Origin of the sequence: Streptococcus sp. 5004 (genome assembly GCF_013276755.1) — a bacterium.
In the GTDB taxonomy this organism is placed as follows: Bacteria; Bacillota; Bacilli; order Lactobacillales; family Streptococcaceae; genus Streptococcus.
In genome coordinates this window covers 25,656-38,217 of the sequence record NZ_VMLP01000014.1, presented here as the reverse complement: position 1 = coordinate 38,217, position 12,562 = coordinate 25,656, and the positions used below count along the sequence as shown (strand labels likewise).

Sequence of the window (12,562 nt, the reverse complement as noted above, 5' to 3'; positions counted from 1 at the left end):
GCAAAATATCTTAGGGTATTTTATTTTTATAATTGAAAGACGTGAACGATATGAACATGTCCTTGCGGGTGCTTAGGAAAAAAATTATAAGTATGTCAAGTTTAAGAAAAACTTGATTGTTGGAGGATTTTTTAGATGAACGAATTTGAAGATTTGCTAAATAGCGTTAGCCAAGTTGAGACTGGTGATGTTGTTAGTGCTGAAGTATTGACAGTTGATGCGACTCAAGCTAACGTTGCAATCTCTGGAACTGGTGTTGAAGGTGTCTTGACTCTTCGCGAATTGACAAACGATCGCGATGCAGATATCAATGACTTTGTTAAAGTAGGAGAAGTATTGGATGTTCTTGTACTTCGTCAAGTAGTTGGTAAAGATACTGATACAGTTACATACCTTGTATCTAAAAAACGCCTTGAAGCTCGCAAAGCATGGGACAAACTTGTTGGTCGTGAAGAAGAAGTTGTTACTGTTAAAGGAACTCGTGCCGTTAAAGGTGGACTTTCAGTAGAATTTGAAGGTGTTCGTGGATTTATCCCAGCTTCAATGTTGGATACTCGTTTCGTACGTAACACTGAGCGTTTTGTAGGTCAAGAATTTGATGCTAAAATCAAAGAAGTTGATGCTAAAGAAAACCGCTTCATCCTTTCACGTCGTGAAGTTGTTGAAGCAGCTACAGCAGCAGCTCGCGCTGAAGTATTCGGTAAATTGGCTGTTGGTGATGTAGTAACTGGTAAAGTTGCACGTATCACAAGTTTTGGTGCTTTCATCGACCTTGGTGGTGTTGACGGATTGGTTCACTTGACTGAATTATCACATGAACGTAACGTTTCACCAAAATCAGTTGTAACTGTTGGTGAAGAAATTGAAGTGAAAATCCTTGATCTTAACGAAGAAGAAGGACGTGTATCACTTTCACTTAAAGCAACAACACCTGGACCATGGGATGGCGTTGAGCAAAAATTGGCTAAAGGTGATGTAGTAGAAGGAACAGTTAAACGTTTGACTGACTTCGGTGCATTTGTTGAAGTATTGCCAGGTATCGATGGACTTGTTCACGTATCACAAATTTCACACAAACGTATTGAAAATCCAAAAGAAGCTCTTAAAGTTGGTCAAGAAGTTAAAGTTAAAGTTCTTGAAGTTAACGCAGATGCAGAGCGCGTATCACTTTCTATCAAAGCTCTTGAAGAGCGTCCAGCTCAAGAAGAAGGACAAAAAGAAGAAAAACGTGCTGCTCGTCCACGTCGTCCAAAACGTCAAGAAAAACGTGATTTCGAACTTCCAGAAACACAAACAGGATTCTCAATGGCTGACTTGTTCGGTGATATCGAACTTTAATCAAATTGAAAATTCATAAAATCCTTTGTTTTCTAAACAAGGGATTTTTCTTTTGTCTGTAAGCCTTTTTTGATATAATAGTTCTATGTTAGAATCAGAAAAACAATCACATTATCAAATGTTAAATGAAGAGCTCTCTTTTTTATTGGAAGGTGAAAGTAATGTTTTGGCTAATCTTTCCAACGCCAGTGCTCTTCTAAAATCACGTTTTCCTAATACTGTATTTGCAGGCTTTTATTTGTTCGATGGAGAGGAATTGATTTTAGGTCCCTTCCAAGGTGGTGTTTCCTGCATCCGTATTGCGCTAGGCAAGGGTGTTTGTGGTGAGGCAGCTCACTTTCAGGAAACTGTTCTGGTTGGAGATGTGACGACCTATCCTAACTATATTTCTTGTGATAGTCGTGCTAAAAGTGAAATTGTTGTTCCGATGGTTAAGAATGGTCAATTGCTAGGGGTTCTGGATCTGGATTCTTCAGAGATTGATGATTATGATGCTATGGATCGAGATTATTTGGAACAATTTGTCGCTATTTTGCTTGAAAAGACAGAATGGGACTTTATAATGTTTGAGGAGAAAGCCTAATGTATCAAGCACTTTATCGAAAATATAGAAGTCAAAACTTCTCTCAGTTGGTTGGTCAAGAAGTTGTGGCTAAGACTCTTAAACAAGCGGTAGAGCAAGAGAAAATAAGTCACGCTTATCTTTTTTCTGGTCCTCGTGGAACGGGAAAAACCAGTGTGGCTAAGATTTTTGCCAAGGCTATGAACTGTCCCAATCAAGTGGGTGGTGAACCATGTAATAACTGCTATATCTGTCAGGCAGTGACGGATGGTAGTTTAGAAGATGTCATCGAAATGGATGCGGCCTCTAATAATGGGGTTGATGAAATTCGTGAAATTCGTGATAAATCTACCTATGCGCCTAGCCTTGCTCGTTATAAGGTTTATATCATAGATGAGGTTCACATGCTGTCTACAGGGGCTTTTAATGCTCTTCTAAAGACGCTGGAAGAGCCAACACAGAATGTGGTCTTTATTTTAGCTACTACTGAATTGCACAAGATTCCTGCCACTATTCTATCCCGTGTGCAACGTTTTGAATTTAAATCAATTAAAACACAGGATATTAAGGAACATATCCACTATATCTTAGATAAAGAAAATATCAGTTCTGAACCAGAGGCTGTGGAAGTCATTGCTAGACGAGCTGAAGGTGGAATGCGAGACGCCTTGTCTATTTTGGATCAAGCCCTGAGTTTGACACAGGGAAATGAGCTGACGACTGCTATCTCTGAAGAAATTACTGGCACCATTAGCCTATCAGCCTTGGATGATTATGTGGCCGCCTTGTCTCAACAGGATGTTCCCAAAGCCTTAGCTTGCTTAAATCTTCTCTTTGACAATGGTAAGAGCATGACTCGTTTTGTGACCGACCTTTTGCACTATTTAAGAGACTTGTTAATTGTCCAAACAGGGGGAGAAAACACTCATCATAGTCCAGTCTTTGTAGAAAATTTGACACTTCCTCAAGAAAATCTGTTTGAAATGATTCGCTTGGCGACAGTCAGTTTAGCAGATATTAAGTCTAGTTTGCAGCCCAAGATTTACGCTGAGATGATGACCATCCGTTTGGCAGAAATCAAGCTTGAACCAGCTCTTTCAGGGGCGGTTGAACATGAAATTTCTGCACTTAGACAGGAAGTTGCCCGTCTCAAACAAGAACTCGCCAATGTGGGAACGGTGCCCAAGCCAATAACCCCAGCTCCTAGTCGTCCAGCGGCAGGTAAGACAGTCTATCGTGTGGATCGCAATAAAGTTCAATCTATCTTACAAGAGGCTGTCGAAAATCCTGATTTAGCACGTCAAAATCTGATTCGTTTGCAGAATGCCTGGGGAGAGGTGATTGAAAGTCTAGGAGGCCCTGATAAGGCTCTGCTAGTTGGTTCTCAACCGGTTGCGGCCAATGAACACCATGCCATTCTTGCTTTTGAATCTAACTTCAATGCTGGTCAAACCATGAAACGAGACAATCTCAACACCATGTTTGGCAATATCCTCAGTCAGGCAGCAGGTTTTTCACCTGAGATTTTAGCCATTTCCATGGAGGAATGGAAAGAAGTTCGCGCAGCCTTTTCAGCCAAAGCCAAATCTTCTCAAACTGAAAAAGAAGTAGAAGAAAGCCTGATTCCAGAAGGATTTGAATTTTTGGCTGATAAAGTGAAGGTAGAGGAAGACTAAAGAAAGATTTCATGATACAATAAGTTTATGAATAGACAACAATTTATTATCATCGCACTGTTTACAGCTGCTGAGACCTATTTTTTCAATGAAGCCTGGATGACTGGTCGCTATATTATGGCAGCCTTTTGGGCCATTTTACTCTTTAGAAATTTTCGAGTCAGTTACTTGATGGGCAAAATAGTAGATGTCATTGACAAGCATTTAAAAGGAAAAGACTAGTCCTCAGCTTCTAGACAAAATCAAAGCCTTTTAGGCTTTTTTTTGTTATACTATAAAAGTATATTTATTGACCTTTTACCGTATTTTCTAGGGAAATCAAGTATGTTTCCAGTAAGAACTGTAAAGGTCTTGAAAAAGAAAGGAACTATCATGTCAGTATTAGAGATCAAAGATCTTCACGTTGAGATTGAAGGAAAAGAAATTTTAAAAGGGGTTAACCTGACCCTGAAAACAGGAGAAATTGCCGCTATCATGGGACCAAATGGTACTGGTAAATCAACTCTTTCTGCCGCTATCATGGGAAATCCAAACTATGAAGTTACCAAAGGTGAAGTTTTGTTTGATGGCGTAAACATCCTTGAGTTGGAAGTGGACGAGCGTGCGCGTATGGGACTTTTCCTTGCTATGCAATATCCATCAGAAATTCCTGGAATTACCAATGCTGAGTTTCTTCGTGCAGCAATGAATGCTGGTAAGGAAGATGATGAAAAGATTTCAGTTCGTGAGTTTATCACTAAGTTAGACGAGAAGATGGAACTGCTCAACATGAAAGAAGAAATGGCAGAGCGTTACCTCAACGAAGGTTTCTCTGGTGGTGAGAAAAAACGTAATGAAATTCTTCAACTCTTGATGTTGGAACCAACTTTTGCCCTTTTGGATGAGATTGACTCTGGTCTTGATATTGACGCCCTTAAAGTTGTTTCTAAAGGTGTTAATGCTATGCGTGGTGAAGGCTTTGGTGCTATGATTATCACTCACTACCAACGTCTTTTGAACTACATCACACCTGATGTGGTACACGTGATGATGGAAGGTCGTGTTGTCCTTTCAGGTGGTCCAGAATTGGCTGCGCGTTTGGAACGTGAAGGATACGCAAAACTAGCTGAAGAACTTGGCTACGATTACAAGGAAGAATTGTAATTCCCTCGTATCTTTTAGGAGAAGTAAATGACTAAAGAAAATATTAAACTTTTTTCAGAAATGCACGCTGAACCAAGCTGGTTGGCTGACCTCCGTCAAAAAGCTTTTGACAAGATTGAGACTTTGGAATTACCAGTTATTGAGCGTGTCAAATTCCACCGTTGGAATCTGGGTGATGGAACGATTACAGAAAGTGAGCCATCAACAAATGTTCCTGATTTCACTGCTTTAGATAACCACTTGAAATTGGTGCAGGTTGGAACTCAAACTGTTTTCGAACAAATTCCAGTTGAGTTGGCTGAACAAGGGGTGGTCTTTACAGACTTCCATTCAGCTTTAGAAGAAATTCCAGAGTTGATCGAAGAATTCTTCATGTCATCTGTTAAGTATGACGATGATAAGTTGGCAGCCTACCACACAGCTTACTTTAACAGTGGGGCTGTACTCTATATTCCAGATAACGTAGAAATCATAGAGCCAATCGAAGGTATTTTCTACCAAGATAGTGATAGCGATGTGCCGTTTAACAAGCATATTATGATTATCGCTGGTAAAAATTCTAAGATTAGTTATCTGGAACGTTTAGAGTCACGTGGTGGAGGTAGTGCTAAGGCAACTGCAAATATCACAGTTGAAGTGATTGCACGTTCTGGTGCTCAAGTGAAGTTTGCTGCGATTGACCGTCTAGGTGAAAACGTCACTGCTTACATTAGCCGTCGTGGTAAATTAGGCAACGATGCAAGTATTGACTGGGCTATCGGTGTCATGAACGAAGGGAACGTCGTTGCGGACTTTGATAGCGACTTGATTGGAAATGGTAGCCATGCGGATCTTAAAGTCGTAGCTCTTTCAAGTGGCCGTCAGGTACAAGGAATTGATACTCGAGTGACTAACTATGGTTGCAACTCAATCGGAAATATCCTCCAACATGGGGTTATTCTTGAGAAAGCGACTTTAACTTTCAACGGTATTGGCCACATCATCAAGGGTGCTAAAGGAGCAGATGCGCAACAAGAAAGTCGTGTTCTCATGCTTTCAGACCAAGCTCGTTCAGATGCCAATCCAATTCTTTTGATTGATGAAAATGACGTAACTGCAGGACACGCGGCTTCTATCGGTCAGGTAGATCCAGAAGACATGTACTACCTCATGAGCCGTGGTTTAGATAAGGCAACTGCAGAACGTTTGGTTGTCCGTGGTTTCCTTGGCTCTGTTATCGTTGAGATTCCAGTCAAGGAAGTTCGTGATGAAATGATTGCAACTATCGAAGAAAAATTGTCAAAACGCTAAGGGGAAGTCGATGTTAGATGTAGAAGTGATTCGCAAGGATTTTCCAATTTTAGACCAGATTGTTAATGATGAACCATTGGTCTATTTGGACAATGCTGCGACGACACAAAAACCACTAGCAGTTCTGGAGACGATTAACCGCTACTATGAGAACGACAATGCCAATGTTCATCGTGGCGTTCATACCTTGGCAGAACGGGCGACAGCTTCTTATGAGGCGGCTCGTGAAACCATTCGTAAGTTTATCAATGCAGGGTCTACAAAGGAAGTTCTCTTTACTAGAGGAACGACAACCAGTCTGAACTGGGTAGCGCGTTATGCTGAGGAAGTCTTGACTGAGGGAGACCAGGTCTTGATTTCCGTCATGGAACACCATTCTAATATCATTCCTTGGCAGGAAGCCTGCCGCAAGACTGGGGCAGAGCTTGTCTATGTTTATCTCAAGGACGGAGCTCTGGATATGGATGATTTGCGAGTTAAATTGACTGATAAGGTTAAGTTTGTCTCCCTTGCTCACGCCTCCAATGTTCTTGGTGTGGTCAATCCAATCAAAGAAATCACCCAATTATCCCATCAAGTTGGAGCTATCATGGTGGTGGATGGTGCTCAGTCTACTCCTCATATGAAGATTGATGTTCAGGATTTGGATGTGGACTTCTTTGCCTTTTCAGGTCACAAGATGGCTGGTCCGACTGGTATCGGTGTTCTTTACGGTAAAGAAAAGTATCTGGAACAAATGTCACCTCTTGAATTTGGTGGCGAAATGATTGATTTCGTCTATGAGCAATCTGCTAGTTGGAAGGAATTGCCATGGAAATTTGAGGCTGGAACTCCTAATATGGCAGGTGCAATTGGACTTGCTGCGGCAGTGGATTATCTGGAAAAGATTGGTATGGATGCTATTGAAGCTCATGAACAGGAATTAATCGCATACGTCTATCCAAAACTGCAGGCGATTGAAGGATTGACTATTTACGGTTCTCAGAACTTGGCTAAACGTTCAGGTGTCATTGCCTTTAACCTAGGCGACCTTCATCCTCACGACCTTGCGACTGCTTTGGATTATGAAGGTGTAGCTGTTCGCGCAGGTCATCATTGCGCTCAACCTTTGCTCCAGTATTTGGAAGTTCCAGCAACAGCCCGAGCAAGTTTTTATATCTACAATACTAAGGCAGATTGTGACAAGCTGGTCGATGCCCTACAAAAGACAAAGGAGTTTTTCAATGGCACTTTCTAAACTAGATAGCCTTTATATGGCAGTGGTAGCGGACCATTCGAAAAATCCACATCATCAAGGGAAGTTGGATGATGCTGAACAAATCAGTCTTAACAATCCAACCTGTGGGGATGTCATCAACCTCTCTGTCAAGTTTAATGCAGATGACTGCTTGGAGGATATCGCTTTTCTAAACTCAGGTTGTACCATCTCGACTGCCTCTGCTAGTATGATGACAGATGCAGTCTTAGGAAAGACCAAGCAAGAAGTTTTAGAACTTGCGACTATTTTTTCTGAAATGGTTCAAGGGCAAAAAGATGAGCGTCAAGACCAACTTGGAGATGCAGCTTTCTTATCAGGCGTTGCCAAATTTCCTCAACGAATCAAGTGTGCAACCCTAGCTTGGAACGCCCTGAAGAAAACAATTGAAAATCAAGAAAATCAGTAAGACAAGTTTCTTTTGTCTTATGAATCATTAGAAATGAAGAAAGAAAGGATATTATGGCTGAAGAAAGAGTAGAACCAAAACCAATTGACCTTGGTGAATATAAATTTGGTTTCCATGATGATGTAAAGCCTGTCCTATCGACAGGAAAAGGATTGAATGAAGATGTCATTCGTGAACTATCAGCTGCAAAGGGAGAACCTGAGTGGATGTTAGAGTTCCGTTTGAAGTCTTACGAAACATTTAAAAAAATGCCCATGCAAACTTGGGGAGCAGACTTGTCAGAGATTGATTTTGATGACTTGATCTACTACCAAAAACCATCTGATAAACCAGCCCGTTCTTGGGATGATGTTCCTGAAAAGATTAAAGAAACCTTTGAACGTATTGGGATTCCAGAAGCTGAGCGTGCTTATCTAGCTGGTGCCTCTGCCCAGTACGAGTCAGAAGTGGTTTACCACAATATGAAGGAAGAGTTCCAGAAATTGGGGATTATCTTTACAGATACGGATTCTGCCCTCAAGGAATACCCAGACTTGTTTAAACAATACTTTGCTAAGTTGGTACCGCCGACTGATAACAAGTTGGCAGCCCTTAACTCAGCAGTGTGGTCAGGTGGAACCTTTATCTACGTACCAAAAGGGGTCAAGGTAGATATTCCTCTTCAAACTTACTTCCGTATCAACAACGAGAATACGGGTCAGTTTGAACGTACCTTGATTATCGTTGATGAGGGGGCAAGTGTCCATTATGTAGAAGGATGTACAGCGCCAACTTATTCAAGTAACAGCTTGCATGCTGCCATCGTAGAAATCTTTGCCTTAGACGGAGCTTATATGCGTTATACGACTATCCAAAACTGGTCTGATAACGTCTATAACTTGGTAACGAAACGTGCTAAAGCTCAAAAGGATGCCACTGTTGAGTGGATTGATGGAAACTTGGGTGCAAAAACAACCATGAAATACCCATCTGTTTACCTTGATGGAGAAGGGGCGCGTGGTACCATGCTCTCTATCGCTTTTGCCAATGCTGGGCAACACCAGGATACTGGAGCTAAGATGATCCACAACGCTCCACATACAAGCTCGTCTATCGTGTCTAAATCCATCGCTAAAGGTGGAGGAAAGGTTGACTATCGTGGACAAGTAACCTTTAATAAAAACTCTAAGAAATCTGTTTCTCACATCGAATGTGATACCATTATCATGGATGACTTGTCAGCATCAGATACCATTCCGTTTAATGAAATTCACAACTCACAAGTCGCTTTGGAACACGAAGCTAAGGTATCTAAGATTTCAGAAGAACAACTCTATTACCTCATGAGTCGTGGATTGTCAGAATCTGAGGCAACTGAGATGATTGTCATGGGATTTGTTGAACCCTTCACTAAAGAACTTCCAATGGAATACGCCGTTGAGCTCAACCGCTTGATTAGCTATGAAATGGAAGGGTCAGTTGGGTAAAATTTGATTTTAGATTTACTAAAAATCAAGGACTTTGAAGATGAATTTGTGACAACAAGAAACTGAGAAAAAATATTTTAAGAACAGAAAAACGCATGATATCAGGAGTCAAAAAAACTTGATATTATGCGTTTTATTGTGGGAAGATTTATTGCATTCTCTCATGAAATGGAGTTTTTCCTAAGCGCTTTTGATTTTTGATATATTTTTGTGAAGACGAAGTAAGACAATATATAAAATAGTCAGTTCAAGACATGATATAGTTGCTTAGTTTAAAATAAGCATGGTCTAATAAATCTATGGCATATAGTAGAGATTTTAAACAAGGAGCCTTAGATTACATCAAAGAGGACCACAGCCATGTCGAGGCAGCCAAAGTTTTTGATGTTGGCGTCAGAACTTTCTTCACGTGGGAACAGAAAGACGTGAACAAGTACACTTAGAGAGGAAAAAGCGAGTCGTCAAAAACCGAAAGATTCCTTTAGAAGAATTGAAAGCCTTTGTAGAGGCTCATCCAGACGCTTTTTTACGGGAAATTGCGGCACATTTTGATTGTGTGGTTCCTTCAGTATGGACAGCTTTAAAGCAATTTATATCACTTTAAAAAAAAGACAACTAGCTCTAAAGAACAAGACCCAGAGAAAGTCGCTGAGTTTCTTGATATTTTGAATAGCCTAAAAGATTTACCAATCGTATATAATGACGAAACGGAAATCGACCGCTACCTCTATCGTTCTTATGCACGGGCTCCTAGAGGGGAGAAAGTCTATGAAAAGATTAGCGGACGGCGTTTTGAGCGGACTTCAATTGCTGCAGGACAAGTAGACAGAGAGTTTATAGCTCCCATGATTTACAAGGAAAGTATGACAATCGATTTCTTTGTGGAGTGGTTTAAAACGCAACTCCTGCCTGCTTTGAAGACACCTCATGTCATTGTTATGGACAATGATAGTTTTCATCTCAAGCATATCTTGGATGAACTTTACCTTCAAGATAAACACTTTTTCTTACCTTTACCACCTTATTTACCAGATTTGAATCCTATTGAGCAAGCTTGGCTATCTTGAAAAAGAAAGTGACTGATTTATTAAGGGAAGTTCCAAATATTTTTGAATGTTTGGAACGCTTTTTTAAAACTAAATGACTATAATTATAAAATGCTTATTGATTTTGATTTAAAATGACTCAAAAAGCCGTTGCACAACGGTTTTTTGTTATAATTAAATGAAGAATGTAGAATTAAAGGAGAAAAACATGACATTTGAAGAGATCCTTCCTGGATTAAAGGCTAAGAAAAAATATGTACGAATTGGTTGGGGAGGGGCTGAAAACTATGTCCAACTCTTTGACACTATTGAACAAAACGGAGTTGCACTTGAAGTGACGCCTTACTTCCTAATCAACGTTTCTGGCGAAGGAGAAGGTTTTTCTATGTGGAGCCCGACACCTTGTGATGTTTTGGCGACGGATTGGGTAGAAGTGCATGACTAAGCGTGTACTCATTACAGGAGTGAGTTCAGGTATCGGATTGGCTCAGGCTCGCCTTTTTTTAGAGAAGGACTATCAAGTTTATGGAGTTGACCAAGGTGAAGATCCACTCTTAGAGGGTGCTTTTCACTTTTTACAGAGAGATTTAACCTTGGACTTGGAGCCTATTTTTGACTGGTGTCCTCAGGTTGATGTTTTGTGCAATACTGCTGGAGTTTTGGATGATTATAAGCCACTTTTAGAACAATCAGCTCAGGAAATTCAAGAGATTTTTGAAATCAACTATGTGACTCCTGTTGAGTTGACTCGCTATTATTTGACACAAATGTTGGAAAATAAAAAGGGAATCATTATCAATATGTGCTCTATCGCTTCTAGTCTAGCAGGCGGTGGTGGTCACGCCTATACTTCTTCTAAGCATGCTTTGGCTGGATTTACCAAGCAGTTGGCTCTAGACTATGCTGAAGCTGGGATTCAGGTCTTTGGGATTGCTCCAGGAGCAGTCAAGACGGCTATGACCGCTGCGGATTTTGAGCCAGGTGGCTTAGCTGACTGGGTGGCTAGTGAAACACCAATCAAGCGCTGGATTGAATCAGAGGAAGTGGCAGAAGTCAGTCTCTTTTTGGCCAGTGGAAAGGCATCTGCCATGCAGGGACAAATTCTGACAATAGATGGTGGCTGGTCTTTGAAGTAGGAGGATCTGATGGAAATTAAAAGACACTTTGGAGTCTACGCTGTTTGCTTTGAAAATGGGAAGTTACTCTGCATTGAAAAAACGAGAGGCCCTTATCAACATCGGTATGATTTACCTGGAGGCAGTCAGCAACTTGGAGAAGGACTGACGGAAACGCTGACTAGAGAAGTTATGGAAGAGACGGGATATACTGTTAAAAGTTACTCCAATCCTCGAATCTACGATGTTTTTGTCAGGGAAGAGTTAAAAAATTTTATAGTTCACCATGTCATGGTTTTGTATGATGTAGAAATGAATGAGAGTGCACCTCAAGTTACGACTTCGGAAGCTGTGTCTGATGGTGCGAATGATTCACTTGGATATATTTGGATGGATATTCAAGAGATTACAGAAGAAAATGTATCGCCATTAGTCTTGAAGGTTAAGTCTGAATTATTAGGACTTCCAGAACTGGACAAGACTTCTTACATGAATTGGAAAGTGAAGTAGGGGGATAATGGAACTATTTAAAACATGGAAGAAAAATATGGTTCTCTATGGTCTTAAATCTCAAATTGGAACTGTCTACCGAAACAATGATAGGACAACAAGTTTTTATGATGTTGGGAATTTTCTATACCTAGCAGGGGACTTGGATTCCAGATTTTGGGAAGATTTTGTTAGAAAATATGGTTTAGATTATAAGATTATTATTTCAGAAAATACTAATTGGCAAGATTTTCTGCATCGAAAAGTGGGGCTAAATTCTTTTACTCGCTATTCTTTTAAAGATAAGGCAAATTTTCAAGTTAAATTTCTAAATGATCTAGTTACTCATTTAGAGGAAGATTACAATATTGTGCCTATTAATAATCATATTTATAACTGCTTTTCTACGGAAGAATGGTCACAGGATTTACAGGGGGATTTTGAGTCCTATCAGGATTTTGTTTTAAAAGGTGGATTTGGCTTTGTGATTCTTAAAAATAATGAACTGATTGCTGGGATTTCCTCAGGGTTAGTTTACCGTGAAGCAGTTGAAGTGGAAGTTGCAACTAGACCAAACGAACAAGGAAATGGATTTGCTAAAAAGCTTGGTGCTGCAATGATTCTAGAGAGTTTAAATAGAGATATGTTTCCACTTTGGGATGCTCATAACGAGGCTTCCAAAAAAGTAGCAGAATTTTTAGGATATGAGTTAGCTGAACCTTATGAAGCTTTTGAACTAGAGAAAAGTTTCATATAATTATATATGATATTGT

13 protein-coding genes and 1 pseudogene are annotated in these 12,562 nt (G+C 40.2%); all 14 read left to right on the top strand.

Annotation, left to right across the window (positions count from 1 at the left end):
• The first annotated feature begins 135 nt into the window (after nt 1-135).
• The 14 genes and pseudogenes from rpsA (at nt 136) to HT685_RS05200 (ending at nt 12,546) form a co-directional block, all read left to right on the top strand.
• Nucleotides 136-1,338: a 30S ribosomal protein S1 gene (rpsA, locus tag HT685_RS05275; protein WP_001001630.1), complete on the top strand. Its 1,203-nt coding sequence runs from the start codon at nt 136-138 to the stop codon at nt 1,336-1,338.
• 85 nt (nt 1,339-1,423) lie between these two features.
• A complete protein-coding gene (locus HT685_RS05270; protein WP_173278959.1) occupies nt 1,424-1,921 on the top strand; it encodes a GAF domain-containing protein in 498 nt (165 codons plus the stop codon).
• The gene (gene dnaX, locus HT685_RS05265; protein ID WP_173226580.1) at nt 1,921-3,576 is read left to right on the top strand and encodes a DNA polymerase III subunit gamma/tau; all 1,656 of its coding nucleotides are present in this window, start codon (nt 1,921-1,923) and stop codon (nt 3,574-3,576) included. Before HT685_RS05270 ends, dnaX begins: the two co-directional genes overlap by 1 nt.
• A gap of 27 nt (nt 3,577-3,603) precedes the next feature.
• A complete protein-coding gene (locus tag HT685_RS05260) occupies nt 3,604-3,798 on the top strand; it encodes a DUF3272 domain-containing protein (RefSeq protein WP_173226578.1) in 195 nt (64 codons plus the stop codon).
• Between the two features lie 150 nt (nt 3,799-3,948).
• Nucleotides 3,949-4,719, top strand: a complete 771-nt coding sequence (gene sufC / locus HT685_RS05255; RefSeq protein WP_000114489.1) for a Fe-S cluster assembly ATPase SufC — start codon at nt 3,949-3,951, stop codon at nt 4,717-4,719.
• A 27-nt stretch (nt 4,720-4,746) separates the two neighbouring features.
• Nucleotides 4,747-6,009, top strand: a complete 1,263-nt coding sequence (gene sufD / locus HT685_RS05250) for a Fe-S cluster assembly protein SufD (protein ID WP_173226576.1) — start codon at nt 4,747-4,749, stop codon at nt 6,007-6,009.
• Nucleotides 6,010-6,019: 10 nt separating this feature from the next.
• Nucleotides 6,020-7,246: a cysteine desulfurase gene (locus tag HT685_RS05245; protein WP_173226575.1), complete on the top strand. Its 1,227-nt coding sequence runs from the start codon at nt 6,020-6,022 to the stop codon at nt 7,244-7,246.
• Nucleotides 7,233-7,673 (top strand): Fe-S cluster assembly sulfur transfer protein SufU, encoded by a 441-nt coding sequence (gene sufU / locus HT685_RS05240; RefSeq protein WP_173226573.1) that lies wholly within the window; start codon nt 7,233-7,235, stop codon nt 7,671-7,673. The genes HT685_RS05245 and sufU overlap by 14 nt, the downstream gene beginning before the upstream one ends.
• Before the next feature lie 53 nt (nt 7,674-7,726).
• On the top strand, nt 7,727-9,139 hold the full coding sequence (sufB, locus tag HT685_RS05235; protein WP_173226571.1) for a Fe-S cluster assembly protein SufB: 1,413 nt from the start codon (nt 7,727-7,729) through the stop codon (nt 9,137-9,139).
• Nucleotides 9,140-9,438: 299 nt separating this feature from the next.
• Nucleotides 9,439-10,283: pseudogene (locus HT685_RS10100) on the top strand (IS630 family transposase).
• Between the two features lie 110 nt (nt 10,284-10,393).
• Nucleotides 10,394-10,630 carry a DUF2829 domain-containing protein gene (locus HT685_RS05215; RefSeq protein WP_000141907.1) on the top strand — a complete coding sequence of 79 codons (237 nt, stop codon included), beginning with the start codon at nt 10,394-10,396 and terminating at the stop codon, nt 10,628-10,630.
• Complete coding sequence (locus tag HT685_RS05210; RefSeq protein ID WP_173226561.1) at nt 10,623-11,321, top strand: 3-oxoacyl-ACP reductase; 699 nt, start codon at nt 10,623-10,625, stop codon at nt 11,319-11,321. The genes HT685_RS05215 and HT685_RS05210 overlap by 8 nt, the downstream gene beginning before the upstream one ends.
• A gap of 9 nt (nt 11,322-11,330) precedes the next feature.
• Entirely contained in the window at nt 11,331-11,810 is a 480-nt protein-coding gene (locus tag HT685_RS05205; RefSeq protein ID WP_173226559.1) for an NUDIX hydrolase, read from the top strand.
• 7 nt (nt 11,811-11,817) lie between these two features.
• A complete protein-coding gene (locus tag HT685_RS05200) occupies nt 11,818-12,546 on the top strand; it encodes a GNAT family N-acetyltransferase (RefSeq protein ID WP_173226557.1) in 729 nt (242 codons plus the stop codon).
• Nucleotides 12,547-12,562 lie beyond the last annotated feature (16 nt).

What these genes read in the sequence shown, in the direction of transcription:
- rpsA (WP_001001630.1), top strand. Translation starts at nt 136, where the DNA reads ATGAACGAATTTGAAGATTTGCTAAATAGCGTTAGCCAAGTTGAGACT.
- HT685_RS05270 (WP_173278959.1), top strand. Translation starts at nt 1,424, where the DNA reads ATGTTAGAATCAGAAAAACAATCACATTATCAAATGTTAAATGAAGAG.
- dnaX (WP_173226580.1), top strand. Translation starts at nt 1,921, where the DNA reads ATGTATCAAGCACTTTATCGAAAATATAGAAGTCAAAACTTCTCTCAG.
- HT685_RS05260 (WP_173226578.1), top strand. Translation starts at nt 3,604, where the DNA reads ATGAATAGACAACAATTTATTATCATCGCACTGTTTACAGCTGCTGAG.
- sufC (WP_000114489.1), top strand. Translation starts at nt 3,949, where the DNA reads ATGTCAGTATTAGAGATCAAAGATCTTCACGTTGAGATTGAAGGAAAA.
- sufD (WP_173226576.1), top strand. Translation starts at nt 4,747, where the DNA reads ATGACTAAAGAAAATATTAAACTTTTTTCAGAAATGCACGCTGAACCA.
- HT685_RS05245 (WP_173226575.1), top strand. Translation starts at nt 6,020, where the DNA reads ATGTTAGATGTAGAAGTGATTCGCAAGGATTTTCCAATTTTAGACCAG.
- sufU (WP_173226573.1), top strand. Translation starts at nt 7,233, where the DNA reads ATGGCACTTTCTAAACTAGATAGCCTTTATATGGCAGTGGTAGCGGAC.
- sufB (WP_173226571.1), top strand. Translation starts at nt 7,727, where the DNA reads ATGGCTGAAGAAAGAGTAGAACCAAAACCAATTGACCTTGGTGAATAT.
- HT685_RS05215 (WP_000141907.1), top strand. Translation starts at nt 10,394, where the DNA reads ATGACATTTGAAGAGATCCTTCCTGGATTAAAGGCTAAGAAAAAATAT.
- HT685_RS05210 (WP_173226561.1), top strand. Translation starts at nt 10,623, where the DNA reads ATGACTAAGCGTGTACTCATTACAGGAGTGAGTTCAGGTATCGGATTG.
- HT685_RS05205 (WP_173226559.1), top strand. Translation starts at nt 11,331, where the DNA reads ATGGAAATTAAAAGACACTTTGGAGTCTACGCTGTTTGCTTTGAAAAT.
- HT685_RS05200 (WP_173226557.1), top strand. Translation starts at nt 11,818, where the DNA reads ATGGAACTATTTAAAACATGGAAGAAAAATATGGTTCTCTATGGTCTT.